The 24,943-nt window shown below is 70.2% G+C and carries 23 protein-coding genes and 2 pseudogenes; 17 read left to right on the forward strand and 8 right to left on the reverse strand.

The genetic code is table 11. The features are described from left to right. Positions 1-143 precede the first annotated feature (143 nt). Genes ACH4MY_RS08725 through ACH4MY_RS08735 form a run of 3 tightly spaced genes read right to left on the reverse strand, consistent with a single transcriptional unit; the run spans position 144 to position 2,703 of the window. Positions 144-1,145, reverse strand: coding sequence for a PHP domain-containing protein (locus tag ACH4MY_RS08725; RefSeq protein ID WP_397999537.1), 1,002 nt, complete (start codon positions 1,143-1,145; stop codon positions 144-146). Beyond that, positions 1,142-2,035, reverse strand: a complete 894-nt coding sequence (locus tag ACH4MY_RS08730; RefSeq protein ID WP_397999540.1) for an SDR family oxidoreductase — start codon at positions 2,033-2,035, stop codon at positions 1,142-1,144. Before ACH4MY_RS08730 ends, ACH4MY_RS08725 begins: the two co-directional genes overlap by 4 nt. Before the next feature lie 38 nt (positions 2,036-2,073). Next, positions 2,074-2,703 (reverse strand): flavodoxin family protein, encoded by a 630-nt coding sequence (locus tag ACH4MY_RS08735; RefSeq protein WP_397999543.1) that lies wholly within the window; start codon positions 2,701-2,703, stop codon positions 2,074-2,076. Between the two features lie 411 nt (positions 2,704-3,114). Here ACH4MY_RS08735 and ACH4MY_RS08740 point away from each other — a divergent pair, with 411 nt between their 5' ends. From ACH4MY_RS08740 to ACH4MY_RS08760, 5 genes and pseudogenes are all read left to right on the forward strand, one after another. Continuing rightward, the gene (locus ACH4MY_RS08740; RefSeq protein ID WP_351210659.1) at positions 3,115-3,318 is read left to right on the forward strand and encodes a cold-shock protein; all 204 of its coding nucleotides are present in this window, start codon (positions 3,115-3,117) and stop codon (positions 3,316-3,318) included. A gap of 273 nt (positions 3,319-3,591) precedes the next feature. Next, a pseudogene (locus ACH4MY_RS08745) lies at positions 3,592-5,101 on the forward strand (DEAD/DEAH box helicase). 46 nt (positions 5,102-5,147) lie between these two features. Next, positions 5,148-5,555, forward strand: coding sequence for a CBS domain-containing protein (locus ACH4MY_RS08750; RefSeq protein ID WP_397999546.1), 408 nt, complete (start codon positions 5,148-5,150; stop codon positions 5,553-5,555). 49 nt (positions 5,556-5,604) lie between these two features. After that, complete coding sequence (locus ACH4MY_RS08755; RefSeq protein ID WP_397999548.1) at positions 5,605-5,916, forward strand: SCO5918 family protein; 312 nt, start codon at positions 5,605-5,607, stop codon at positions 5,914-5,916. Between the two features lie 690 nt (positions 5,917-6,606). Beyond that, the gene (locus ACH4MY_RS08760; RefSeq protein WP_397999551.1) at positions 6,607-6,942 is read left to right on the forward strand and encodes a MerR family transcriptional regulator; all 336 of its coding nucleotides are present in this window, start codon (positions 6,607-6,609) and stop codon (positions 6,940-6,942) included. Positions 6,943-7,319: 377 nt separating this feature from the next. On the opposite strand, the gene ACH4MY_RS08765 is transcribed toward ACH4MY_RS08760, so the two are convergent. Next, positions 7,320-7,937, reverse strand: a complete 618-nt coding sequence (locus ACH4MY_RS08765) for an SRPBCC family protein (RefSeq protein ID WP_397999554.1) — start codon at positions 7,935-7,937, stop codon at positions 7,320-7,322. Between the two features lie 143 nt (positions 7,938-8,080). After that, a complete protein-coding gene (locus ACH4MY_RS08770; protein WP_397999556.1) occupies positions 8,081-8,572 on the reverse strand; it encodes a hypothetical protein in 492 nt (163 codons plus the stop codon). A 419-nt stretch (positions 8,573-8,991) separates the two neighbouring features. Between ACH4MY_RS08770 and ACH4MY_RS08775 the strand changes: the two genes are divergently transcribed. Beyond that, positions 8,992-9,147, forward strand: coding sequence for a hydrophobic protein (locus tag ACH4MY_RS08775; protein ID WP_397999559.1), 156 nt, complete (start codon positions 8,992-8,994; stop codon positions 9,145-9,147). A gap of 404 nt (positions 9,148-9,551) precedes the next feature. Beyond that, the gene (locus tag ACH4MY_RS08780; RefSeq protein WP_397999560.1) at positions 9,552-10,115 is read left to right on the forward strand and encodes a type 1 glutamine amidotransferase domain-containing protein; all 564 of its coding nucleotides are present in this window, start codon (positions 9,552-9,554) and stop codon (positions 10,113-10,115) included. Between the two features lie 57 nt (positions 10,116-10,172). On the opposite strand, the gene ACH4MY_RS08785 is transcribed toward ACH4MY_RS08780, so the two are convergent. Next, positions 10,173-10,358, reverse strand: coding sequence for a hypothetical protein (locus ACH4MY_RS08785; RefSeq protein ID WP_397999562.1), 186 nt, complete (start codon positions 10,356-10,358; stop codon positions 10,173-10,175). Between the two features lie 238 nt (positions 10,359-10,596). Between ACH4MY_RS08785 and ACH4MY_RS08790 the strand changes: the two are divergent. From ACH4MY_RS08790 to ACH4MY_RS08800, 3 genes and pseudogenes are all read left to right on the forward strand, one after another. Next, positions 10,597-11,277, forward strand: a pseudogene (locus ACH4MY_RS08790) (aminoglycoside phosphotransferase family protein); the annotation flags it as partial. Positions 11,278-11,343: 66 nt separating this feature from the next. Beyond that, positions 11,344-11,778 carry a VOC family protein gene (locus ACH4MY_RS08795; protein ID WP_397999565.1) on the forward strand — a complete coding sequence of 145 codons (435 nt, stop codon included), beginning with the start codon at positions 11,344-11,346 and terminating at the stop codon, positions 11,776-11,778. A 302-nt stretch (positions 11,779-12,080) separates the two neighbouring features. Then, positions 12,081-12,401 (forward strand): hypothetical protein, encoded by a 321-nt coding sequence (locus tag ACH4MY_RS08800; protein ID WP_397999567.1) that lies wholly within the window; start codon positions 12,081-12,083, stop codon positions 12,399-12,401. A gap of 136 nt (positions 12,402-12,537) precedes the next feature. On the opposite strand, the gene ACH4MY_RS08805 is transcribed toward ACH4MY_RS08800, so the two are convergent. Beyond that, positions 12,538-13,068, reverse strand: a complete 531-nt coding sequence (locus ACH4MY_RS08805; protein WP_397999570.1) for a hypothetical protein — start codon at positions 13,066-13,068, stop codon at positions 12,538-12,540. Between ACH4MY_RS08805 and ACH4MY_RS08810 the strand changes: the two genes are divergently transcribed. The 4 genes from ACH4MY_RS08810 (at position 13,068) to xdhC (ending at position 18,829) form a co-directional block, all read left to right on the forward strand. Next, positions 13,068-13,496 (forward strand): hypothetical protein, encoded by a 429-nt coding sequence (locus tag ACH4MY_RS08810; RefSeq protein WP_397999572.1) that lies wholly within the window; start codon positions 13,068-13,070, stop codon positions 13,494-13,496. The genes ACH4MY_RS08805 and ACH4MY_RS08810 overlap by 1 nt on opposite strands. A 521-nt stretch (positions 13,497-14,017) precedes the next feature. Further along, entirely contained in the window at positions 14,018-15,595 is a 1,578-nt protein-coding gene (locus tag ACH4MY_RS08815) for a xanthine dehydrogenase small subunit (RefSeq protein ID WP_397999575.1), read from the forward strand. Then, entirely contained in the window at positions 15,592-18,018 is a 2,427-nt protein-coding gene (xdhB, locus tag ACH4MY_RS08820; RefSeq protein WP_397999577.1) for a xanthine dehydrogenase molybdopterin binding subunit, read from the forward strand. The genes ACH4MY_RS08815 and xdhB overlap by 4 nt, the downstream gene beginning before the upstream one ends. Before the next feature lies 1 nt (position 18,019). Then, positions 18,020-18,829, forward strand: a complete 810-nt coding sequence (gene xdhC, locus ACH4MY_RS08825) for a xanthine dehydrogenase accessory protein XdhC (protein WP_397999580.1) — start codon at positions 18,020-18,022, stop codon at positions 18,827-18,829. A gap of 140 nt (positions 18,830-18,969) precedes the next feature. Here xdhC and ACH4MY_RS08830 read toward each other — a convergent pair whose 3' ends face one another. Then, positions 18,970-20,709 (reverse strand): N-acetylmuramoyl-L-alanine amidase, encoded by a 1,740-nt coding sequence (locus tag ACH4MY_RS08830; protein ID WP_397999583.1) that lies wholly within the window; start codon positions 20,707-20,709, stop codon positions 18,970-18,972. A 395-nt stretch (positions 20,710-21,104) separates the two neighbouring features. Between ACH4MY_RS08830 and ACH4MY_RS08835 the strand changes: the two genes are divergently transcribed. From ACH4MY_RS08835 to ACH4MY_RS08845, 3 genes are all read left to right on the forward strand, one after another. After that, positions 21,105-21,731, forward strand: a complete 627-nt coding sequence (locus ACH4MY_RS08835; RefSeq protein WP_397999586.1) for a hypothetical protein — start codon at positions 21,105-21,107, stop codon at positions 21,729-21,731. 316 nt (positions 21,732-22,047) lie between these two features. Next, positions 22,048-23,757 carry an enoyl-CoA hydratase-related protein gene (locus ACH4MY_RS08840; RefSeq protein ID WP_398000540.1) on the forward strand — a complete coding sequence of 570 codons (1,710 nt, stop codon included), beginning with the start codon at positions 22,048-22,050 and terminating at the stop codon, positions 23,755-23,757. 56 nt (positions 23,758-23,813) lie between these two features. After that, the gene (locus tag ACH4MY_RS08845; RefSeq protein WP_397999588.1) at positions 23,814-24,896 is read left to right on the forward strand and encodes a hydrogenase expression protein HypE; all 1,083 of its coding nucleotides are present in this window, start codon (positions 23,814-23,816) and stop codon (positions 24,894-24,896) included. Positions 24,897-24,943: the final 47 nt, after the last annotated feature.

Genomic DNA, 24,943 nt, shown 5'->3' on the forward strand with positions numbered 1-24,943 from the left:
TCGGCAGTGCGTCGTGCTCCCTTGGGCCGCCTGGGGGCGACACCGGTGACGGCGGTCGCGCCACCGGGGTGCCGGGCGGGCGGCCAAGATCGGTGGGCGACCTGAAGCGGTTCAAGCACTTCATCGAGCGGAAGGTTGTCGGTTCATCGGCGGCCGCTTCTGCTGGTCAGCAACCGCCCGAGAGGCCAGGTGGTGATCAGCCGGTCCGTTCCGAGGCCGATCCGGGCCGCGCGTGCGTAGCCTGTGCTCCGCCAGTGCAGCTGCTCGGGGGCGTGGGCGTCGGTGTCCACGGCGAAGCGGCAGCCTCCGGCGGCGGCCCGCACGAGCAGGTCGTCCGGGGGGTCGCGCCGCTCGGGCCGGCAGTTGATCTCCACCGCGGTACCGGCCTCCGCGCACACGGCGAACACGGCCTCGGCGTCGAAGCGGGACTGCGGGCGCCCCCGGCCGGTGATGATCCGTCCCGTGCAGTGGCCCAGGACGTCGACGTGCGGGTTGCGCACCGCGGCCACCAGGCGGGCGGTCATCGGTCCGGGTTCCGAGCGGAGCTTGGAATGTACGGATGCCACGACGATCTCGAGTCGGCCGAGCAGTTCCTCGTCCTGGTCGAGTGAGCCGTCTTCGAGGATGTCGCACTCGATGCCGGTGAGCAGTCGAAAATCCGGGCCCATCGTGGAGTTCACGGCGGCTACGGCCTCCAGTTGGCGTTCGAGCCGCTCGGTGCTCAGTCCGTGGGCGATCGTCAGTCGCGGAGAGTGATCGGTCAGAACGGCCCATCGGTGGCCCAGGGCACGAGCCGCGTCGGCCATGTCCTCGAGGGGGCTGCCGCCGTCCGACCAGTCGGAGTGCAGGTGGCAGTCCCCGGTGCTCCCGGCCGCGAGGTCCCAGCCGGCAAGGGTTTTCGGGTCGGCTTCGGCCTGCAGATGGGCGAGGTAGCTCGGTACCGCTCCGGTCGACGCATGGGCGATCACCTCGGCGGTGACGGGGCCGACCCCGCGCAGTCGTCCGACCTGCGCGGCGTCCACCGGGCCCGGCGGCAGGTCACGGACGGCGTCGGCCGCCGTGTGGAAGGCCCGCACCCGGTACGGGGACGCCCCACGCCATTCGAGGAGGAAGGCGATCCGTCGCAGGGCCTCGTCCGGGGTCACGGCAGGGGGGTTCCGCCGGTGGCGTTGACGATCTCGCCGGTGATGTAGGAGGCCTGGTCGGAGGCGAGGAAGACGTACGCGGGTGCCATTTCCGCCGGTTGTGCGGGCCGGCCCAGTGGCGACTGCTCGCCGAACTTCGACGGGTCGGGCATCGTCGCGGGGATCAGCGGGGTCCATACCGGTCCGGGGGCCACGGCGTTCGCCCGGATGCCTCGCTCGGCGAGCATCTGGGCGAGGCCGTGGGTGAAGGAGATGATCGCGGACTTGGTCATGGCGTAGTCGAGGAGGTGCGGGCTGGGCCGGTAGCCCTGCACGGAGGCGGTGTTGATCACGGAGCCGCCGCGCGGCATGTGAGCCAGGACGGCCTTGGTGAGCCAGAACATCCCGTACAGGTTGGTCTTCATCACCCGGTCGAACTGCTCGGTGGTGATCGCCTCGATGCCGTCCGGCTGGGCCATCTGGTAGGCGGCGTTGTTGACGAGCACATCGACGCCGCCCAGCTCGCTCACGGCCGTCTCGGCGAGGGCGGTGCACTCGCCCTCGTGCCGGATGTCGCATACGACGGCTACCGCCCTGCGGCCGGCCCGGCGGATCAGACGGGAGGTCTCCTCGGCCTCCTCGGTTTCCTCGGGCAGGTGGGTGAACACGACGTCCGCGCCTTCCCGTGCGAAGGCGAGGCAGACGGCCCGGCCGATCCCGGAGTCCCCTCCGGTGACCAACGCCTTGCGGTCGTGCAGCAGTGCGTGGCCCCGGTAGGTTTCCTCTCCGTGATCGGGGCGGGGATCCATCGCCTCGGTCGAACCGGGGTGCTCCTGGTCCTGTGCGGGAAACGGGGGCCGCGGGTACAGCCCCAGCGGATCGACCAGGTGGGACTGCTCGTGGGAGGACATCGCGATCTCCTTTCCGGCACTGGCGGGTGGGGCGATGCTCAGGAAGAGGGCGGATACGGAGCAGCCTTGAGGCGGCGTGCCAGATGCGCGGTGTTCGCGGCGAGGGTCCTGGTCGTCGCGGCGGTCTTCTCGGGGGTCTTGTCGAGGTCCTGGTAGTCGGTGCCCTGCATGGCTTCGCCGACCCAGTAGGTGACGGCGTTCGGGGCCAGGGAGAATCCGACGTCGTTGAGGCCCTGGAAGAGTTCGGCGCTGACGTGATGAGCGCCGTCCTCGTTGCCGACGACGCACACGGCCGCGGCCTTGCCGTAGGTGAGCATGCGGCCCTCGTCGTCGCTCACGCCCTGCTCGGCGTTGAGGCGTTCCAGGACACGCTGGGCGAGGCTGGAGGGGTGGCCGAGCCAGATGGGTGTGGACAGGATCAGAATGTCGCAGCCCAAGACGGTGTCGCGAATGTCCGGCCAGGCGTCGTCGTCGCCCATGTCGACCTCGATGCCCGGTTTGACGTCGTGGTCGGCGATCCGGATCACCTTCCCGGTGACGCCGTGATCGGCCAGGGCGGTCATGGTCTGCTCGGCCAGCAACTGCGAGCTGGACCGTTTCGGCGACGGGGAGAGGCTGCAGACCAGCGCGACAGCACGCAGCGGTGTGGTCTCGTTGGTGGTGTCCATGTGATCCGGCTACCCCGATGGGCCTCACGTATCCGCCGTTCCTGGTGATACCCGCCCATCGGGTCTGCAGCGCCTGCCCGCCGATGCCCAGCCGGTCGAGAGTCGGCTTCCGAACACTTCATTCGGAGCCAATGAATACCTGTGTTCGCGGCCTGAGATTTTAGCGACCATCGCCGAGAGGATTCTTTCCAGCGGCACGCAGGGAGAAATGTTTGACGCCCGCTTGCTGTGGTGACGTGCTACTGTCGAAGTCGGTTGCAGTTTTGGTACCCAAAAACTTCAAGCTCTTCCGTCGGCCGCGTGCCATGCAGAATTGCTTGGTATTTCCGGCCATTTCCCGGAGGGCATCATCGCGGCGACATGGCATCCGTACGGTACGGATGTCGGCGTACTGCCCTGAGGAGATATGACATGGCCGCTGGCACTGTGAAGTGGTTCAACGCGGAAAAGGGTTTCGGCTTCATCGAGCAGGACGGTGGCGGCCCTGACGTGTTCGCCCACTTCTCGAACATCGCCGCCCAGGGCTTCCGCGAGCTGCAGGAGGGCCAGAAGGTCACCTTCGACATCGCGCAGGGCCAGAAGGGCCCGACGGCCGAGAACATCGTCTCCGCCTGACGCTCGCGCGTAATACGACGTAGCTGGGGCCCGCATCCCTCGGGGTGCGGGCCCCAGCTGTGCGCGTTTCCAAGGTTCCGCACGCTTACCTGCACCCCCGCACGCGTACCTGCGCAACCGCACCTCGGTCGCTCGCCCGCTTGAATCGACAGTTCCTGTCCCTGGGGCGAGCCTCCCGTTTCCACATTCTATTCGGCCCGTGCTTGTTATTCCCTAAGCTGTCCATCCGCTGGCGGAATTCCTCGATACGCGCCGTATCAAGGAAGGTTCTGAATGAACCCCACACGCACGGACAGCCGTTCCTCCCGAGGCCGCCGCAACGGCGGCCGTCCCTATGAGTCCCCCGCCGGCTCCGGTCGGGGTAGTCGCTTCGGTTCGTCCGCACCGAGCCGTTCCGGCGGCCCGAGCCGTTCCGGCGGTCACGGCCGTCGGCCCGCCGCAGTTCAGGGCGAGTTCGCCCTGCCGAAGACGATCAACCCGGCCCTGCCCCCCGTCGAAGCGTTCAGCGACCTCGACATGCCGAACGTTCTCCTTGGCGCGCTCACCGCGCAGGGGGTCTCCGTCCCGTTCCCCATCCAGGGCGCGACACTGCCGAACTCCCTGGCGGGCCGTGACGTCCTCGGCCGTGGTCGGACCGGCTCCGGCAAGACGCTCGCCTTCGGCCTGGCTCTGCTGGCCCGCACCGCGGGACGGCGCGCCGAGCCGCGCCGGCCGCTGGCGCTGGTCCTAGTCCCCACCCGAGAGCTGGCCCAGCAGGTCACCGACGCTCTGACCCCGTACGCCCGCGCCGTGAAGCTGCGCCTGGCCACCGTCGTCGGCGGAATGCCGATCGGCAGGCAGGCGAGCACGCTTCGCGGGGGAGCCGAGGTCGTCGTGGCCACCCCCGGCCGTCTCAAGGACCTCATCGACCGCGGTGACTGCCGCTTGAACGAAGTCGCGATCACCGTCCTGGACGAGGCCGACCAGATGGCCGACATGGGCTTCATGCCAGGTCACCGCGCTCCTGGACCAGGTCCGCCCCGAGGGTCAGCGGATGCTGTTCTCCGCGACCCTGGACCGTAACGTCGACCTCCTGGTCCGCCGCTACCTTGCCGACCCCGTCGTCCACTCCGTCGACCCCTCCCAGGGCGCGGTCACGACGATGGAACACCACGTCCTGCACGTGCACGGCGCCGACAAGCACCGGCTGACCACCGAGATCGCGGCCCGCGAAGGCCGGGTGATCATGTTCCTGGACACCAAGCACGCCGTGGACCGCCTCACCGAGGACCTCCTCGCAAACGGTGTCCGGGCCGCAGCCCTGCACGGCGGGAAGTCGCAGCCGCAGCGCACCCGCACCCTGGCGCAGTTCAAGACGGGGCACGTCACCGCCCTGGTCGCGACGAACGTCGCGGCTCGCGGCATCCACGTCGACAACCTCGACCTCGTCGTCAACGTGGACCCGCCCACCGACCACAAGGACTACCTGCACCGCGGCGGCCGTACGGCGAGGGCAGGCGAATCAGGCAGTGTCGTCACCCTTGTCACCGCCAACCGGCGCCGCGACATGACCCGCCTCATGGCGGCGGCCGGGATCGTGCCCCGGACCACCCAGGTCCGCTCCGGCGAGGAAGCGCTCCGCAGGATCACCGGCGCGCGGACCCCCACAGGAATCCCTGTGACGATCACCGCGCCGCCCGCCGAGCAGCGCAAGCGCGGTGCGGGCTCCCGTGGCCGGCGCGGTCCCGGCTCGGGTGTTCGGCGCGTCGGCGGGCAGCGGTCGGCCACCGGGACGGTGGCCTGAGCGCCCCGCAATCCGAAAGCCGACCCATCACTTCAGGAGGCCCGTTGTGACGCTCGTCCGGATGCCGCACCGCCCGAAGCCCCCCACCCCTGCGCTCGCGACGGTGGCCGACACCGTGTACACGGCCGGACTGCGGGTCGGCGACGACATGACCGTCGAGGTGGCCCTGTCCGTCATGGCCGGAGCCGGGACCGGACACCTGCTCGTCTGTGACGACGACGGCCAGCGCACCGGACTCGTCACCCGGGCGCAGCTTGCCACCGTCCGCGACAGTCCCGCCTACACGGACCGGATCCAGTTGCGTGACCTCTCCGGTGACGGCGGGGCGCACACCTCGGCCGCCGCCCTGAGGGCCGCGCGGCCGCCACGTCCCCGTGCGTTCGTCACCTCCTGCGCCACGGGTGAACAGGACGCCACCCCGGGCGCCCCCACGCCCGTCCTCGTCCTCGCGTGAACCGCCTCACCACGGCGGATCCATCCCCTTCCTCTCCCTGTGAGGCATCGTGCGCTGTGTCATCGCCCGCTTCCCCTTCGACCTCACCAAGAGCGGCGTCCTGGAGACCATGAAGGGCGTCAAGCCCGAGGAGGTCGTCGGCGAGTCCGTGATCATCGGCCGCCGCACCTACCCCGTCAAGCAGGTCGGCCAGATCGTCACGCGTCAGGACCGACGCGACTTCAGTGCCGGTGAGGTGCTCCGCGCCATGGCCAAGCTCGGCTTCACCTGTCGCGGCCTGCCCCAGGACACCGCGCCCGCCCGCGGCCTCGACCCCCTCCAGCACGCCTCAGCGATGCTCGGCACTCCGACGGCGGCGTGACCGAGGCCCACGCGACCGTGAGCTGACCATCGGACAGTCAAGAGGGCCCGCCCGGCACCCGCCGGGCGGGCCCTCTCGCGTACCGGTGGAGGGGGCCACGGTGTGCGGTGGCCGCCCGGCGGCGACCGGTCCGTGTCACTGCCCAAGGTCCATTACCTATCCATCAGACATGCGGAAATCTATCTTGGCGGGAGTAGACATTGCATGGTGTCGTGGTTATGGTTTCTCTCGTAGCCCATAGAGACCACAGGGCCTGGCAGAGACGAACTGCCGGCAGGCATTACAAGTAGTCGCAGTTGGCAAGATCGGTGCGGCGGTGGAGTTTCGAAGCCAGGAATGTGGCAGGACGGCGACGGGACTGACGGCCGGACCGGGTGGCCCGCAGTGGATCAGTACCCGCAGTATGCGGTAGCCGTAGTAAGTAGTGGATCACCGAGGAGGAACGGAGGAGCTCACGCCATCAGGATCGCCCGGGCGGGAAGTGAACCCGGGTGCCGCAGGACATCGATAGTGAGGTGGTCTACGGTCAAGCGACAACGATCCCCGCATACCCGACATTGTTCCGGTCGGGCACGCGGACACAGAACGCCGGCGCAGTGTCAGGGCCGGCAGGTGGTGTAGTAGTTCCTTCGGGGCCCTGGTGCCGGTACGGCGCCAGGGCCCCTCAACGCGTTTCACAGAGAGGTGCAAATGACAGCAGATGACTCGTTCGGGCGTCTCGACGACGACGACTACCCCGCCTACACCATGGGTCGGGCCGCCGAAATGCTTGGCACCACCCAGGGCTTCCTCCGCGCCATCGGCGAAGCCCGCCTCATCACCCCGCTGCGCTCGGAGGGCGGCCACCGCCGCTACTCCCGCTACCAGCTGCGCATCGCGGCCCGCGCCCGCGAACTCGTCGATCAAGGCACCCCCATCGAGGCCGCCTGCCGCATCATCGTCCTCGAAGACCAGCTCGAAGAGGCCCAGCGCATCAACGAGCAATACCGCCGCGCAGCCACATCCGCACCGCCGGACCCGGCTTGAGCTGAGTCCGTTCGTCGTCGGCATCGACCGACGGTGCGCCCCGATGACCTGGCGGTCGAACGCTTCGACGTGAGGTTGCGGAGACCGGGAACCTCGCCTCCGTCTCTGAGTCTCGCCACCTGCCTGCACGCCACCGGGCGCCATCATGAGGCACCGGCGTGCGTCGGCAGGGAACGACGAGCCGCACGGCGCAGACCTGGCATCTTCGAAGAAGAATGGTGAGACCCGCCCCCCCCGCAAGAGGAAGGGCATGGGCGCCGCCGATCTGGACCAGGGCGGTTGCGAATGCAGCCCGCCCGCCCCCAGGCTTCGGAGGCGGGCGGACAGGCTGCGTGGCCGGCGCGGGTGGGGCCGGCCGAACTGGCCCGGAGGTCAGCTCAGACGCGGCCGTCGGAGGCGCCGGGCGGCATCGGCCAGGCCTCCTGTGCTCCCGAAGGCGTACCTGTCGGACCGGGAGCGCCCCTCGTCCCCGGAGCCTCCCGGACCGGCGCGTCGGACGGCGTGAGTGTGTCGCCGCGGGTCGGACCGCCAGAGGTGTCCGAAGGCCGCACGCGGCCACGCCAGCCGCCGGTCTCGTGACCGTGATCCTCGATGAAGCCCTTGAACCGCTTGAGGTCGCCCTTGACCCGTCGGTCCAGGATGCCGAGCACGTCAGCCGCCTTCTCGGCCATGCCGTCGGCTTCCACGTGCATGGCGAGACTCACCTGGGTGTGACCTTCGTCGAGCCCTTGGAAGGTGACGACGCCCTTCTGCTTCACGTCGCCGCCGACGGTGCGCCACGAGATGCGCTCGTCGGCCAGCTGGTCGACGATCTCCGTGTCGAACTCGCGCCGGACGCCGGCGATCTTGGTCTGCCAATGGCAGTGCCGGTCGTCGACCTGAGTGACGTCCTCGACGCCTTCCATGAAATGGGGGAATTCCTCGAACTGCGTCCACTGGTTGTAGGCGTTCCGCACGGGAACGTCCACGTCGATCGTCTGCTTCACCATGCTCATGTCGTGCCTCCTGCCTGTGTCGTGAACAATTCGGTGTCGTTCCGCGCGTACCCGGCGAGACCGACCCCAACCCAAGGGCCCCATCCGGAGTTTCCCGCTCCGGTTCCTGTCCGCCGTCCGCATCCGATGCCCTTCGGGCCGTCTCACCCCCACCCCTTTGCTGTCCGGGCAGCGTCGTCCTTGGAGCCCTGGGCCGCTCCGCCGGGCAGCCGGTGGACGAGAGTGAAGCGATGCTTCACCCGGGCGTGTTCGACCCCTGCGGCGTCACTTATGCGCGCCGTCACGTCGTAGGTGCCGCAGTGGGCGCGGCCGAGGGGCAGCCGTTCGGGCGGCAGCCGAATCTCGTACGGGCCTCCGGCGCGGAAACTGCCCAAGGCGCTTCGCGTGCCCACGGGATCCTCGCCCTCGCCGACCCTGATGGTTTCGAAGATCAGGCCGTCGGTGTCCGCACCCAGCCGGAAGGTCAGCGCGATGCTGACCACAGAGCCCCCCGGTAGTTCGTACGGAATGTCGCCACCTGGGCCTTCGAGGGGCACGGTGAACGTCCCCAGCTCGCCGGAGACGAGCGTCAACGCCATCAGTTCGACGGTTGGCTCGGCGCGTCCACTGCCGTCCTCGGGGGAGGAGCGCGACATGGAGGAACCGGAGGTACGGGTTGCGGGCGGCATGGGAATCAACTCCGCGAGGTGGGTGCGAGGCCCTGCCGGTTCCGGCTGTCGACAACCACCGCAGGTCGGCAGCGCTCCGACAACGAGGGTGGCCATCTCGCGTTGCGCGGCGCCGGCGAGTGTCCCGCCCCGGCGGACGCAGGGCGTCCGGGGTCATGAGGCCACGTGCGGTGGTCATGGCCGGTCACCCTCGTACGGGTCGTGGCGAGGCCTTCTCACGGCGGATGCCCGCTGCTCGATCCCACAACCGTCGGAAGACGCGGTTCTTCGCTCCCCTCCGCGACGGATGCATGAAGCCGTGGAGAACGGGCAACCGCCAGGGGCAACGAAGGTCACGTGCGCTGAGGACGGCCCGACGGACTTCGGCAGCACTCGGAGGTGGCGTCATGGTTCCCCTGCTTCTCGTCCTGCTGGTGATTCTGATCCTCTTCGGCGCGGGCTTCGCGCTCGACGTGCTGTGGTGGATTGCCATTGCCGTACTCGTGTTGTGGCTGCTGGGGTTCCTGATGCGGAGCGGCAACAGCCGCTGGTACAGGTGGTGACCTGGATTCGATGTGCGGCTGGCTGTGTGGACGGACGGGGTCGACGGCTTCGTGCACGCCCCCTCGACGCGGGAAGCGGCACGACGTACCGCGGCGTCCGATCCGAAGGGTTCCCGAGGCCCGTGATCGGCTCGGCCCGGTGCTGACGGGGCACGAGGGGGCGAGGGTGGCCCGGCCAACATGAGGAGTCCTTCGGCGGCGGCGGTGGCCCTCCGTCGTCACCGCGGAGGGAGCGACGGGTGTCCGTCGGAGCCCGGAGAGAAGAGTGCCCATTCCATACGGTTCGAAGCGATCTCCCGGGGAAACCGCGACCGGTGTGGGTCGACCGGTTTGGGCCCTTGCCGCACTCAGCTCGCCCGAGCCGCGAACGACGGGGACAGCGGTACGCCCCGCAGGGAGGCAACGTGTCACTCGACGGCAGGAACGTACTCATCCTCACGACGAACTACGGGACGGAGCAGGACGAGTTGACGAAGCCGGCGGCCGTTCTGCGTGAGGCCGGCGCCCGGGTCACGATTGCCGCGCAGAAGGACGACGCGGTCCAGACCCTCGTATCGGACCGCAGGCCGGGCGCTCTGGTCCCGCCGGACACGACCCTGGCGAAGACGACGGCGGACGGATTCGCCGCCGTGGTCGTACCCGGCGGCACCGTGAACGCCGACCGGTTGCGGACGGACGGAGACGCCCGACGTCTCGTCTCGGCCTTCGCCGAGGCCGGCAAACCCGTCGCCGCGATCTGTCATGGACCCTGGCTGCTGGTGGAGAGCGGGCTGGCCAAGGCCCGCGAACTCACGTCGTACCCGTCGCTCCGCTCCGACCTCGAGAACGCGGGCGCCACATGGCTGGACCAGGAGGTCGTCGTGGACACCTCCGGGCGCCATCCCCTCATCACCTCCCGCAGGCCTGGAGACCTCGACGCCTTCGCTTCGGCGATCGTCGACGCCCTCGACACCGGAAAGCGCGAATGACACCACGCAAAGCGAGGGCCGCCGCCGCGACGACCGTGAGGGGCAGGGTGATGCCGATCAACCGCCTCGGTCCGGCCGGGCACGGAACCCGAAGGGCCGGTTCAGTGCGAGGCCGGCGCCCCTGAGGGAGACGATCACGCAGAGTTCGGTGATGTGCTCGGCCCAGACGCGGTTCGCCACGACGTGCATCTCCGGCAGCCGGAGCGGCAGCGGTCCGGAGAGCGCTCCGGCCGCCAGGAACACCGCGGCGGCGGGACGGGTCAGCCGGACGGTTCGTCGTGGCCAGGGCGTGCAGGATGGATGGTGTCCTTAGCCCGGCCTTCGAGGCCCGTGCCGGCTTCGCCGGTGTCGCGCGGACCTGCGTGGCGACGACCGGTCTCGTCGGTGGCACGAGGGTCACGACGCGCCCCCGCATCTTTGGTGCGCCGCGTCCGGACGATGCGCCGTACCGCTGCGTGCTGAAGGGGGCTTGAGGTTGCGGCTGCCCCGGCTCGGCCCGCATCTCCCCCTGGCCGTCCCGGTACCGGTGGGGTTGGGAGAGCCCGGCTTCGGTTATCCATGGCCGTGGTCGGTGTCCCGATGGCTGGACGGTGAGGTGGCGACCGTCGAGGCGCTGGCCCATTCGTCCGAGGCCGCAGTCGAATTGGCCGGGTTCCTGACCGCCCTCCAGCGGTTCGAGCCCGAGGAGATGCCGGGCCTGGGCAGCAGCGAGGATCTCACCGTCCGGCCGCTGGCCGCACGGGACCGGGCGACGCGCGCCGCCATCGCGGAGGTCGGGGGCACATTCGATACCGCGGCCATGACCGGGCTGTGGGATGCGGCGCTGAGCGCCCCGGGGTGGGATCGCCCTCCTGTCTGGGTCCACGGTGACTTCCACCATGGCAACCTGCTGACCGTCGACGGCCGTCTCAGCGCGGTCATCGACTTCGGCGGGCTCGGTATCGGCGACCCGGCCTGCGACCTGACGATCGCCTTCACGCTTCTGTCGGCGGGGCCTCGGGCCACCTTCCGCGCCGCGCTCGGCGTGGACGACGCCACCTGGATCCGAGGCCGCGGCTGGGCGCTGGCGACGGCCCTGAACGCATACACCCACTACGCCGCCGTCAACCCCCGAGTGGCCGCGCAGACCACCCGTCAGATCACCGAGGCCCTCATCGGCTAGGGCCCGTCCGGCGGAGCATGGGACCTTCAGCCCTCGGCTGTCAGAGGTACACAGTACGGTCCCTCCATGGCAGCCAGAATCGACCTGACGCTTGATGGTGCGGACGTGCAGGCTCTTGCCGTCTTCTGGAAGACGGCCCTGGGTTACGTCGACGAGCCACCGCCTGCTCCCTTCAGGACACGTGAGGAGTGGTTCGCGCAGTTCGACCTGCCGGAGGACGACTCCGTGGACGACGGCGCGTGGCTCTGTGATCCCGACGGCGTCGGCCCGCGTCTGTGCATCCTCAAGGTCCCCGAGCCCAAGACAGCGAAGAACCGGCTTCACATCGACGTACGAGTGCCAGGACTCGGCAGTTCTGCTGAACGATGGGCACGGATCACGGCGGAGTCCGAGCGCCTGGTGCGAGCGGGCGGGACCGTCCAGGAGAAGTTCGACGGACATCACATCCTGATGACTGATCCAGAGGGCAACGAGTTCTGCGTCGGCGCGGCCCCTGCGTGACGGGTCAGCAGGAAGGAAGCCCCGCCTCCAACCGAGACAACGCCGACTGGTCTCCTGATCCGCCGGACAGGCCCTGGGCGACCGGGGAGCGAGCGGCTCACAGCTCGATGGGGGAGGATGCACCACCGAGGTGCACCTGGCCGTCGCAATGTCGGGAGCCCGAGTCGAACGTGGTCGCGGGGGCCCCGGGCCAGGGCAGGGCGTCGTCGGCGGACGGAAGAGCTCTCGCTCGGGCAACCCACCCGGAGGCCTCGACGTCCCACTCCATGACGGACGGCTGCCGATCACACCGGAGAGAACACGTGGCGAATGAGGACCGGACGACGGACGCGGCGGGCGAGAAGGACCGCGAGAAGTGGATGGCGCGTTTCCAGGTACGGCTCGCCATGCAGCCGGGCGTGGACCGGGCGGTCGTGCTTCAGGCCGTCAAGGAGGTCACGACGCACTGCGCGGAGACGGGGGAGCACCCGCGAGCCGCCTTCGGCGACCCGGACGCCTATGCCGTGCGGACCGCCGAACGATTGGTTCCGGAGGACCGGGCGGCGCGTGCGAAGCGGCGCGACGGCGGGGTGGCCGCGCTCGACTCCGTGCTCCAGCGGGTCAGGGACGTCACCGGCATGTGACCGGTGAAGAGACCTCACGGGCCGCCCCTTCCACGCCGCGCGCGAAGGCCGGGGCGATGTCCTCGGTGCGGTCCCACTTGGCCGGCCCTCCGGTGCACCGGCCTTCTCGCCGTCCGGTCCTCGGGTGGTCTTCCGGTCAGCCCGGGGGCGCCGGGTCGACCGCGAGTGCTGCGGCGACGGTGAAGAGGCGGGCGCAGCGACGGGTCATGGCCTCCGGTGCCTCCTCGGGATGCTTGACCCACCAGCGCACGAGGGTGCTGACCAAGTCCGTCCAGACGTGGCGGAGCGCGTCGGCATCCATGGGGTCGGTGGATCCGGCTGCGCGCAGCAGCTCGGTGGTGCCGTCGGCCGCGAGTGCGTCGATGGCCGCCCAGTAGACCGCCGCCGTCCGGGCGGCCTCACCGCCTGGTGGCAGGGAGCGGTCGTAGAGGACGAACCCTGCGGGCGTTCGGCCCCGGCCGCGTCCGGCCCCGGCCGCGTCCGGCGGGGGCCGCCGGAGTCGCCCCGCCGTACCCGGTCGTACCCGGCCGTCAGGGGACCACCGGCGGTCTCCTTCGGTCGAGAGGATCGTGATGAGCGGCTGAGCGCCGTCGATCGGCGGGCGGGCTCCGCCAGGCGCCCTCCACCGCAGCCACGGCGAGGCGCGGTCGGCCGGATGGAGGGACAATGGCTTCGATGATGACCGTGCTGATCGCAGGCCTGCCCGAGGGCGCCGAGTTGGAATCGGTGCGCGCCCGCGTGCACTCCGGCCCGCACTTCCGCATCGTCGCCCATGCCTACGAGCCCCGGATCGCCCTGGCCCAGGCCCGTGTACTGCTGCCGGACATCGCGGTGATCACCCGCCACCTGCCCCATCCCGAAGCCGATGTCGCCCGCTACCGTCTCCTGCGGGAGCTGCGTGCCCTGGATCCGCCCACCGGGATCGTTCTGCGCAGGGACGCCGGGGAGCCGGACCGGCCGCTGGGCCCGGGCGCCGAACCCCTGGTCGGAGCGATCCACGAGATTCGCCGCGGGGAGCTCGACGCCCTCTGGGAGGCCCTGGTCACGATCGGCCGGCGCCGCGCCACCTGCGACACGGACCCGACGGGGCTCTGACCCTGAGCGGCTCCTCTGGCTGGGGCCGGTATGGCAGGTGTCCAAATGTCCACGGACCCGTCCCAACGGGGTTTGCCGCGACAGTCAGCTTCTGTCCGCGAGGAGGCGCTCCAGCGGCCGCCGTTGGCAGTGGGCCGTGCGAGGGAGTGTCGAGAGCGCGTGCTTGACCTCCGTGGCGTCAGCAACTACCTTGCGGTCAACGTTCACCCATGGCGACCGAGAGGAGGCGACCGACGGATGTACACCTGCTCCGACCTGAGTCGCCTCGCCCACACCACGGTCTGGGTTCCGGGTCGTATCGCGCACGGCTGCTAGTACGCGCCGCACGCCGTTCTGCTGTGCCCTCCGCGGCACCTTCCGCTTGTTCCCACCCCACCCCGCCCCGGCCCCGGCACATCGCTGTCGCGTGCCGCCGCTGCGCGCCCGCTCCCGTCCCGTGGCGCCCCCTGAGCACAGAAAGTTGCCCGAACCTTGGCGAACATGATGAATCGACCGATCTCGCACCGAATCGAAGGCCCATCATGGTAGCCGCGCGGATCACCGTCAACGGGAAAGAGACATCCCTCGCTCCCGCCCCGCCCCACACCACGGTGCTGGACTTCCTGCGGGAACGGGGCCTCACCGGCACCAAGGAAGGCTGTGCCGAGGGCGAATGCGGCGCCTGTTCCGTGCTGGTGGCCCGGCCCGGGGTTCACAAGCCCACCGACTGGGTCGCCGTCAACGCCTGCCTGGTCCCGGCCGCGTCGCTCGACGGTCAGGAGCTCATCACTTCGGAGGGCCTCGCCACGGCGGGCCGGCCCGGCACGGCACCCACCCTGCACCCGGTGCAGGAGGAGATGGCGGTCCGCGGCGGCTCCCAATGCGGCTACTGCACGCCGGGGTTCGTCTGCAGCATGGCCGCCGAGTACTACCGTCCCGACCGCCGGGCGAGCGCGGAGCCGGCCCAGGGCGTGACGGACGGTGCCAACCGCACCGACGTCTTCGACACCGCCCAAAGCCCCAGCCTCAGTCACAGCCCCAGCCACAGCCCCAGCCACAGCCCCAGTCACGGTGACAGCGACAGCACCGACCACGAGCACGGTCCGAACGGCTTCGACCTTCACGCGCTGAGCGGAAACCTGTGCCGCTGCACCGGCTACCGTCCCATCCGCGATGCCGCTTTCGCCGTCGGTACGCCCGTCGCCGAGGACCCTCTCGCCCAGCGCCGCGAGCAGTCCCCGCCCACGCCGGTAGCCACCGACTACGTACAGGACGACAACGCGTTCCTGCGCAGGAACACCCTCGCCGAGACGCTGCGGTTGCTGCGCGAGCACCCCGAAGCGGTGGTGGTCGCCGGATCCACGGACTGGGGCGTGGAGGTCAACATCCGTTCGCGCCGTGCCGGTTGCGTGGTGGCAGTCGACCGTCTGCCCGAACTGCGCGAGCTGCGGGTCGAGCCCGAGTACGTCGAGATCGGGGCGGCGCTGACGCTCACCGAGATCGAGCGTCGCCTCGACGGAGGTGTCCCGCTCCTCGCCGATCTGTTCCCGCAGTTCGCGTCCCGGCTCATCCGCAACGGCGCGACCCTGGGCGGCAACCTGGGGACCGGCTCCCCGATCGGTGACAGCCCGCCGGTACTGCTCGCGCTGGAGGCGTCGCTGGTGCTCACCGACGCCGACGGTGAGCGCGAGGTCCCCCTCGCGGAGTACTTCACCGGCTACCGGCAGAGCGTGCGCCGTCCCGGCGAGCTGATCCGAGCGGTACGGGTCCCGCTGCCGCTGTCGCCGGTCACCGCCTTCCACAAGATCGCCAAGCGGCGCTTCGACGACATCTCCAGCGTCGCGGCCGCCTTCGCGCTCGACATCGAGGACGGGATCGTACGCAAGGCACGCATCGGCCTGGGAGGCGTGGCCGCCACCCCGATCCGCGCCCTCGCGACCGAGTCGGCCCTGGAGGGCAGGCCGTGGGTGGCGGAGACCGTCGAGGCCGCGGCCGAGGTGCTGCGGGTCGAGGGCACCCCCATGGACGATCACCGTGCCAGCGCCGGCTACCGCTCCGCGATGCTCGGCCAGAGCCTGCTGAAGACGTACGCGCAGACCACCGAGGCGGTGTCGTCATGAGTCAACTGTCCCAGCGACCGGAGAAGCCGGTCGTCGGCGTCCCGATGCCGCACGAGAGCGCCGCGCTGCACGTCACCGGCGCCGCGCTCTACACCGACGACCTGGTCCACCGCACCAAGGACGTCCTGCACGCCTATCCGGTCCAGGTCATGAAGGCCCACGGCAGGATCACCGCGCTGCGCACCGAGTCCGCGCTCGCCGTGCCCGGCGTGGTCCGCGTCCTGACCGCTGCCGACGTGCCCGGTGTCAACGACGCCGGCATGAAGCACGACGAGCCGCTGTTCCCCGACACGGTCATGTTCCACGGCCATGCGGTCGCCTGGGTGCTCGCCGAGACCCTGGAGGCGGCCCGGCTCGGTGCGGCGGCCGTCGAGGTGGAACTGGACGAACTGCCCTCTCTGGTCACGCTGCGGGAGGCCATCGAGGCCGGCAGTTTTCACGGCGCACGTCCCGTGATGCTGTCCGGCGACGTCGACGCGGGCTTCGCCGACTCCGCGCACGTGTTCACGGGAGAACTCCAGTTCTCCGATCAGGAGCACTTCTACCTGGAGACGCACGCGGCGCTGGCCCACATCGACGAGGCCGAGCAGGTGTTCGTCCAGAGCAGTACCCAGCACCCTTCCGAGACCCAGGAGATCGTCGCCCACGTGCTCGGGCTGCACAGCCACGAGGTGACGGTGCAGTGTCTCCGGATGGGCGGCGGCTTCGGTGGCAAGGAGATGCAGCCGCACGGCTTCGCGGCCGTCGCCGCGCTCGGCGCCAAGCTGACCGGCCGGCCGGTCCGGGTGCGGCTCAACCGGACTCAGGACCTGACCATGTCCGGCAAGCGGCACGGGTTCCACGCCCAGTGGAAGATCGGCTTCGACGCGGACGGCCGCATCCGGGCCCTGGACGCCACCCTGACCGCGGACGGCGGCTGGAGTCTTGACCTGTCCGAGCCGGTGGTCGCCCGGGCGCTGTGCCACATCGACAACACCTACTGGATTCCGAACGCGCGCGTCGCCGGCCGCATCGCCAGGACCAACAAGGTCTCCAACACGGCCTTCCGCGGCTTCGGGGGACCGCAGGGCATGCTCGTGATCGAGGACATCATGGGCCGGTGCGCACCGCTGCTCGGCCTGGATCCGATGGAGCTGCGGGAGCGCAACTTCTACCGGCCGGGGCAGTCGACCCCGTACGGTCAGCAGGTCGTCCAGCCCGAACGGATCTCCGCCGTCTGGCGGCAGGTCCAGGACGACGCGGGAATCGCCGACCGCAAGCGTGAGATCACCGCCTTCAACGCCGCGCACCCGTACACCAAGCGGGCGCTCGCGATGACCGGCATCAAGTTCGGGATCTCCTTCAACCTCACCGCCTTCAACCAGGGCGGCGCGCTGGTGCTGATCTACAAGGACGGCTCGGTCCTGATCAACCACGGCGGCACCGAGATGGGGCAGGGTCTCCACACCAAGATGCTGCAGGTGGCGGCGACCACGCTGGGCATCCCGCTTCCCAAGGTGCGGCTGGCCCCGACGCGTACCGACAAGGTGCCCAACACCTCGGCCACGGCCGCGAGCGCGGGCACGGACCTCAACGGCGCGGCGGTGAAGAACGCCTGCGAGCAGCTGCGCGAGCGGCTGCTGCAGGTGGCCGCCACCCAACTGGGTTCGAGCGCCTCGGACGTACGCATCGTCGAGGGCGTCGCCCGCGCCCTGGGCAGCGACCGGGAGCTGGCCTGGGACGACCTCGTGCGCACCGCGTACTTCCAGCGGGTGCAGTTGTCGGCGGCCGGTTTCTACCGCACCGAGGGCCTGCACTGGGACGCGAAGGCGTTCCAGGGCACACCGTTCAAGTACTTCTCCCACGGCGCCGCCGCGGCCGAGGTCGAGGTGGACGGTTTCACCGGCGCGTACCGCATCCGTCGGGTGGACATCGTGCACGATGTCGGCGACAGCCTGTCCCCGATGATCGACATCGGTCAGGTCGAGGGCGGCTTCGTGCAGGGCGCGGGCTGGCTGACGCTCGAGGACATGCGCTGGGACGCCGGCGACGGGCCGAACCGCGGCCGGCTGCTGACCCAGGCCGCGAGCACGTACAAGCTGCCCAGCTTCTCGGAGATGCCCGAGGAGTTCCACGTCAGGCTGCTGCAGAACGCCACCGAAGAGGGCGCCGTGTACGGGTCCAAGGCGGTGGGGGAGCCTCCGCTCATGCTGGCGTTCTCGGTGCGAGAGGCGCTGCGGCAGGCCGCCGCCGCGTTCGGCCCGAGCGGGGTCAGCGTCGAGTTGGCGTCGCCCGCGACGCCTGAGGCGGTGTACTGGGCGATTCAGGCGGCCCGCCGCGGTGACGCCTCCCGGAACGACGAGGCCCCGCACGGCCACACCGGCAACGGGTCTGCCGCCGACGGCACGACCCGCACCGAGGCGGAAGCGCTGAGTGGTGCCTGACATGACGTGGGTCGCCGCGGTCACCCGGCTGCGAGCACGCCGGGAGCCCGGCGTGCTGGTGACCGTCGCGACCGTGCGCGGCCACGCACCCCGCGACGCCGGGGCGAAGCTCGTGGTGGGGCGGACCGAGACATGGGGCTCGATCGGTGGCGGCAATGTCGAGGCGGTCGCGATCGACCGGGCACGGGAGATGATCGCCTCGGCCGAACCCGAGCCGGAACTGCTCGACTTCGCCCTGAACGACAAGGTGACCAACCAGCACGGCGTGCAGTGCTGCGGCGGCACGGTGTCGGTGCTGCTCGAACCACTCCCGGTGGTACGAGCGGTGGCCATCTTCGGTGTCGGGCACGTCGGAATGGAACTGGCACGCATCCTCGCGCGCCAGGACCTCGACCTCCATCTGATCGACACCCGCTCCGACCTCCTCGCCGGGAAGCGGCTCGACGTGCTGGCGGACGCGGTGGCCCGGATCCATGTGCACCACACACCGCTGCTGCCCGAGGAAGTGCTGGAGGAGCTGCCGCACGGCACCCACGTCCTGATCATGACTCATGATCACGCCGAGGACGCGGCTCTGTGCGACGCCGCCCTGCGCACCAGCCATCTCGGCTCGATCGGGCTGATCGGGTCGGCGGCCAAGTGGGGACGCTTCCGCAGACGCCTCGTCACCGAGGGCGGTCACGCCGAGTCCACCATCGACCGGATCAAGACCCCGATCGGGCTGGGAGACATCACCGGCAAGGAACCCGCGACGATCGCCGTGAGCGTCGCCGCCGATCTGCTGCGCACCTTCGAGACCGAGGGGAGCTGACACGCTCCCCGGGTCGACGAGCTGCCCCACGCGTGCGCGTCGGAGATGTACGCGCACGCGTGGGGCGGCCATGGAACCGTCGCCGCCGCCTTGCGGCTCTGCCCTGGTTCACTCCGAGGCACGCGCCGGCTCCGGGGCCGTCAGTCCGTCTCGGCGGTGTTCACGGTGGCCAGGCGCCGGTTGTACTGGATCACGTCGTACTTCTGGTCACCGGTGACCACAATCTCCCGGCGGGTGGGTGTGGCAGGGAAGAAGTCGTCGGCGACCACGGATGTGGGAGCGGCCACGTACGCCTGCCCCTGCGGGAACGCGTACATGGCGAACCGTGTCTGGGCCGAGGCGGTCACCCCCTGGGGGTACTCGGCGGCGCGGGGGTAGGCCGTGGTGTAGACGGAGACCGACTTCGTCCCACTCGCGGGACGGACGATCCGCGCGTTCGGGGCGGGGCGGGTGTTCACGCCCGCCGGGTTGTGGATCCATCCCTTCCGTCCACCGAACCAGATGGCCGTCCAGTCCCCTCGCAGGTCGGCGACGACGAATTCCTGCCCCCACATCGCGGTGGAGCCCCAGTCGTCGATGCGCTGGCTTCCCGCCGACCCGTCGGGGCGAAGGGCGAGGTCGGAGACGAGCGGAGCGTCGGCACGGGGCTCCGTGCGCACGTAGAGGAAGTTCGAAGGCTGCGTCTGGGACCTGCACGTCGAAGCGCACACCGTGACCGTCTGCGCGTTCCGGCCGTAGGCCGGGGCGATCGTGACCGCCTGTCCGATGCCGATGTTCCCGCCCGTCTTTCCTCCCCCGGCCTCGCGCTCCTGGCGGTGGTCGGTGTCGAGGAGAGCCATGAACTTCTCCCAGTCCCAGTAGGGGCCGGGGTCCCAGTGCGCGTCCGGTGCGCGGGCCGGCCTCGGCGGCAGGACGTTGTCGTGCCCGATGATGTGCCTGCGGTCCAGCGGGACGTCGAAGCGCCGTGCCAGGTACGCCACCAGAGCGGCAGTCGCCCTGTACTGGGCCGGAGTGAACCAGGTGGGCCCCTGGGCGGCGTACCCCTCCAGTTCGATACCGACGCCGTGCAGGTTGGTCCAGTAGTTTCCGGCGTGGAAGGCGATGTCCTTGGTGGCGACCATCTGCGTCGCCGCGCTGCCGTCGGCCTTCATCACGTAATGCGCGGAAGCCCCGCTCGCGGGGTCCTGGAACCAGCTGACTCCCCCGTCGTAGGACCCTTCGAGGTCATGGATGACGATGAAGTCGACGCCCATGCCGTTCGCGGTCCGTGTGGACACCTGGTAGTTCGAGGCGGCGGCGGGAACGAACCGGCAACTGAGCTCGCCGGGGCACTCCGGCACTGCCGCCGCGGCCGTCGTCCGCAGCCCCAGGGACGCGAGCTGTGACCTTGCCGGACGGACGGACGGAGTCTTCGCCAGGGAAACCCTCTGGCCGTCCTTACGCACCCTCTGCTTGCCGGTGCGGATCACCGCGAACACCCCATCGGCGAACCGTCCGGCCGCGCCGGTGTCGGCGGCCTGGCTGTAGTGCGCCACGGCGCCGTACCAGCTGCCCGGGTCGGACGGCATCGAGCGGGTGATCTGCCGTTGGTACGAGGCGAGCAGTGCGGCGCCGCCTCGAAGGTTCTGCAGTTCGTCTCGCTTGAGGGCCGGGGGCGCGACGCCGGTCAGCGCGGCGGCGGCCTGCAATGTGTGCTCGGACGGGTCGTCGGTGCCCGTTGCGTCCACCGGCCCCTCGCCCGGGCGATGGTCGTACCTTCTCCCGGACGTCGTGTCCGTCAGGTGCATGGGACCGTAGCCACCCTTGGTGCTCGGGCGGCCGTCATGGGACTCCCACCACGAGGACTCGTGGCTGACGCCGAGAAGCACTTCCTTCGGCACACCGAATTCCGCCGCCGCTTGCTCGGCCGCCCGCTCGAAGCCGCCGGGTGCCGCGTCCGCGTCGGCTGGCAGGGCATTCCCGGTGGTGGCACATCCCCAGATGAGGGCTACCGCGACTCCCGCAGCGCCGACACCCCGGTGCCGCCTGTGTCTTCTGGTCATCCCATGTCCATTTCGCTGTGGCGGTCGTGGTGTGGTCCAGGGCCGATGCCGCGGCCGTCACCATCCTTTGGAGGGGGCCTGCCGGTCCTGTCCGACACGCCCAACTCGCTCAGCCCCGTCACCGCACCGGATCAACGAGTGGGTGCTCTCGGACGGCGGCGAGGCGCTTGAGCCCACGATCTTGGCGACAGGTATTCCTGTCGCAATCGTCTCTCGACAGTTAGGCTTGTCGCATGAGTGAAGTGAGTGTGTTTCCGACTCCTGACAGGAACGACGAGAACTTCTGGACCGCCGCCACGGTCCTGGTGGAGCCCGCCTGGAGCGAACCCGTCCAGGACGACGCATTCGCCATGGACGAGAGTGTCTATGAAGCCGCCCGCGCCCTGGCCGAGCGGATCTCGACCCGCGCGGCGGCCTACCGTGCCGCCGACAAGCCCCTCGACCCCGTCCTCATGGCGGCACCCGATGTGCAACTGGCGCTTCTGCGCGCACTGTACGAGGCCAAACAGTCCGTCGAACGGCTGGCGGAGAGCGCCGCGACCGTCGCCGGCCGCGGCGGAGCCAACTACGCTCAGCTCGGTGCCGCCTGGGGCGGAATCAAGCGTCAGTCCGCTCGCCTCAAGTGGCCCCACGCCGTCGTCAGGAAGGCCGCAGGCGAGTCCATTCCGCTGCACTACGCGGGTGGTACCGCTGTGGTGCACCACGATGCCGAGACCGATGCCTGGTGGTACGCGGCCACTGCCGCGGATCATCAGGAAACGGAGTCCGAGCCCGTCCACCGTACGTATGCCGAGGCCATCGCGGGAGCGACCGAGTACCTCCTCGCGCACGCGCTGCCCGGCCGGCAGTCATCCGTGTGAGTCCCTGACCGCCGGCAGGGAAGGGCAGCCCGTCCCTGCCGGCGAACAAGGGCAGCGCTGACGGCCGCCCGCCGGTGCGGCGGGCTCATGCATGACCAGCCTTGTGCGCTGCGGTCCTCGCCTCGGTTTCGTCGGCCCCACCCGGTTCCGCGGTGCGTCATCCTCCCCGCCAATCGGTCCGAGGCGCACCTCGAACGGGTGAGGTGCGGGCGCCGTCTCGCTTCCGCCCGGCCTGTGGTGCCCGAACATCTCAAGGTGGTCAGTGGACCGCGGTTTCCTGGGCCGCATCGTCTGCCGCAACCCAGAAGGGCTGTTCATGCGCATCCTGCTCGTCGCCAGCAGCTTCAACAGCCTCACCCAGCGTGTCCTGGTCGAGCTGCGCGACCGCGGCCACACCGTTCCCGTCGAGGTCACCCCCGACGGGCCCGCTGTGCGCGAGGCCGTGGCGCGCCACGCGCCCGATCTGGTCGTCGCCCCCCTGCTGAAGGCCGTCGTGCCCCGGGACGTGTGGACGGCGCACCGCTGCCTCATCGTGCACCCGGGACCCGTGGGCGACCGGGGGCCGTCCTCCCTGGACCACGCCATCAAGGACGGTGTCGACGAATGGGGCGTCACCGTCCTCCAGGCCGACGAGGAGATGGACGCGGGCGACGTCTGGGCGTCAGCCACCTTCCGCGTCCCGGTGGCGGGCAAGAGCGACCTGTACCGCAACGAGCTGTCCGACGCTGCCGTGGCCGCCGTGCTGCTGGCCGTCGAGCGGGTGGCCGCGGGGGCGACACCGCGCCCGCAGACCGGCGAGATCCGCGCGCGTCCCGTGCTCCGCCAGGAGGAGCGCCGGATCTCCTGGGGCGAGGACAGCACCGAGAGCGTTCTGCGCACCCTGCGGGCCGCCGACTCCCAGCCCGGCGTACTGGACCGGCTGCTCGGCGCCGAGTGGTTCCTGCACGGCGGTCACGCGGAGGACGGTCTGCGGGGCCGGCCCGGCGAGCTGCTCGCCACCCGGGCGGGTGGGGTCTGCCGCGCCACAGTGGACGGCGCGGTGTGGATCCCCGAGCTTCGCGCCCGCACCGGCCCCGGCAGGCCGCGGGCCTGCAAACTTCCCGCGACGCTGGCCCTCGCGGGACGACTGCCGGAACTCCCCGAGCTGGCTGTGCCCGCCCAGGACGCACAGGACGCGCAGGGCGGGCGGACCTGGTCCGACATCCGCTACCGCGAGCAGGGACCGGTCGGCATCCTGTCCTTCGCGTTCCCCGGCGGTGCGATGAGCACCGATCAGTGCCGCCGCCTGCTGGACGCCTACAAGGCCTCCCTCACGCGTCCCACCTCCGTGCTCGTCCTCGGCGGGCAGCGCGACTTCTTCTCCAACGGCATCCATCTGAACGTCATCGAGGCCTCCGCCGACCCGGCAGCGGAGTCCTGGGCCAACATCAACGCCATGGACGACCTGGTCGAGGCGGTGCTCACCACGACCGACCGCCTCGTCGTCAGCGCGATCGGCGGCAATGCCGCCGCCGGTGGGGTGATGCTGGCCCTCGCCGCGGACGAGGTCTGGTGCCGGTCGGGATCGGTGCTCAATCCGCACTACCGCCGCATGGGGCTGTACGGGTCGGAGTACTGGACCCGCACCCTGCCCGGGAAGGTGGGCGAGGCCCTCGCCGCCCGGCTCATCGAAGAGGCCCGCCCGGTGTCCGCGGTGGCCTCGCTCGACATGGGTCTGGTCGACCGGGTCGTCGACTGCGGGCCCGGGGAGTTCGCCGCCGAGATCACCCGGTTGGCTCTCCACCTGGCAAGTCGTCGCGGCGTCGCGTCGCGCGTCGCGGCGAAGAAGGCGGAGCACGCGCGCAGGGAGTCCCTCGCTCCCCTTGCCGCCCACCGTGAGCACGAGCTCTCCCGCATGCGGGAGATCTTCGACGATCCCGCCGCGAGCTACCACGCACTGCGCCGGGCTTTCGTACGGAAAGAGGCGCCACCGGCCCCGTCCCCGGACGGCCCAGGTGCGGACGCGGCCGGATCGGCCGACTGTTAAGCAAGACCTAGGCCCGAAACGAGGCCTTCGCCCCATCCCTCCTCAGGAGGCGACTCATGAGCGCAGTAAAGCCGGCCCCGGTCGAGGACCACGGTGCCGCACCCGGCAGCGAAGAGAAGCCCATCCACATTCTCTGGATCAACGCGGGACTGAGCTGCGACGGCGACTCGGTGGCCCTGACCGCCGCCATGCAGCCCAGCATCGAGGAGATCGCTCTCGCGGGGCTGCCGGGGCTGCCCAGGATCGCGGTCCACTGGCCACTGATCGACTTCGAGTGCGGCCCGGTGGGCGGCGCCGACACGTTCATCGAGTGGTTCTTCAAGGGGGAGCGGGGCGAGATCGACCCGTTCGTGCTGGTCGTCGAGGGATCCATCCCGAACGAGGCCATCAAGCAGGAGGGCTACTGGAGCGGCTTCGGCGACAACCCGGAGACCGGTCAACCCATCACCACGAGCGAGTGGATCGACCGGCTGGCTCCCAAGGCGCTCGCGGTGGTCGCGATCGGCACCTGCGCCACGTACGGCGGCATCCACGCCATGGCGGGCAACCCGACCGGCGCGATGGGTCTGCCGGACTATCTGGGCTGGGACTGGAAGTCGCATGCCGGCATCCCGATCGTGTGCGTGCCCGGCTGCCCCATCCAGCCGGACAACTTCGCGGAGACACTGACCTACCTGCTCTACCAGGCGGTCGGTTCCGCGCCCATGATCCCGCTGGACGACAAGCTCCGTCCGACCTGGTTGTTCGGCGCGACCGTGCACGAGGGCTGTGACCGGGCCGGCTACTACGAGCAGGGCCAGTTCGCCTCGACCTACGACTCGCCCAAGTGCCTGGTCAAGCTGGGCTGCTGGGGGCCGGTCGTCAAGTGCAACGTCCCCAAGCGCGGCTGGATGAACGGCATCGGAGGCTGTCCGAACGTCGGTGGCATCTGCATCGCCTGCACGATGCCCGGATTCCCGGACAAGTTCATGCCGTTCATGGACGAACCTCCCGGGGCCAAGGTCTCCAGCACCGCAAGCGGTGTGTACGGCTCCGTAGTCCGCCGGCTGCGGGCCATCACGGCCAGGACCGTGGACAAGGAGCCGAAGTGGCGGCACACCGGCGAACGCATCACCACCGGCTACCGGCCGCCCTGGTGACCCCGGCGCGACCGCTCCAGCACCGCAAGTCCTCCCATCCATAGCGC

The sequence above is a fragment of the Streptomyces sp. NPDC017246 genome, assembly GCF_044331325.1.
Taxonomy (GTDB): Bacteria; Actinomycetota; Actinomycetes; order Streptomycetales; family Streptomycetaceae; genus Streptomyces.

Coding starts and splice junctions, on each gene's coding strand:
- ACH4MY_RS08770 (WP_397999556.1), bottom strand. CDS start 8,572: ATGTCGCGCTCCTCCCCCGAGGACGGCAGTGGACGCGCCGAGCCAACC.
- ACH4MY_RS08810 (WP_397999572.1), top strand. CDS start 13,068: ATGGCTTCGATGATGACCGTGCTGATCGCAGGCCTGCCCGAGGGCGCC.
- ACH4MY_RS08730 (WP_397999540.1), bottom strand. CDS start 2,035: ATGTCCTCCCACGAGCAGTCCCACCTGGTCGATCCGCTGGGGCTGTAC.
- ACH4MY_RS08735 (WP_397999543.1), bottom strand. CDS start 2,703: ATGGACACCACCAACGAGACCACACCGCTGCGTGCTGTCGCGCTGGTC.
- ACH4MY_RS08795 (WP_397999565.1), top strand. CDS start 11,344: ATGGCAGCCAGAATCGACCTGACGCTTGATGGTGCGGACGTGCAGGCT.
- ACH4MY_RS08840 (WP_398000540.1), top strand. CDS start 22,048: ATGCGCATCCTGCTCGTCGCCAGCAGCTTCAACAGCCTCACCCAGCGT.
- ACH4MY_RS08815 (WP_397999575.1), top strand. CDS start 14,018: ATGGTAGCCGCGCGGATCACCGTCAACGGGAAAGAGACATCCCTCGCT.
- xdhB (WP_397999577.1), top strand. CDS start 15,592: ATGAGTCAACTGTCCCAGCGACCGGAGAAGCCGGTCGTCGGCGTCCCG.
- ACH4MY_RS08760 (WP_397999551.1), top strand. CDS start 6,607: ATGACAGCAGATGACTCGTTCGGGCGTCTCGACGACGACGACTACCCC.
- ACH4MY_RS08775 (WP_397999559.1), top strand. CDS start 8,992: ATGGTTCCCCTGCTTCTCGTCCTGCTGGTGATTCTGATCCTCTTCGGC.
- ACH4MY_RS08845 (WP_397999588.1), top strand. CDS start 23,814: ATGAGCGCAGTAAAGCCGGCCCCGGTCGAGGACCACGGTGCCGCACCC.
- ACH4MY_RS08765 (WP_397999554.1), bottom strand. CDS start 7,937: ATGAGCATGGTGAAGCAGACGATCGACGTGGACGTTCCCGTGCGGAAC.
- ACH4MY_RS08835 (WP_397999586.1), top strand. CDS start 21,105: ATGAGTGAAGTGAGTGTGTTTCCGACTCCTGACAGGAACGACGAGAAC.
- ACH4MY_RS08740 (WP_351210659.1), top strand. CDS start 3,115: ATGGCCGCTGGCACTGTGAAGTGGTTCAACGCGGAAAAGGGTTTCGGC.
- xdhC (WP_397999580.1), top strand. CDS start 18,020: ATGACGTGGGTCGCCGCGGTCACCCGGCTGCGAGCACGCCGGGAGCCC.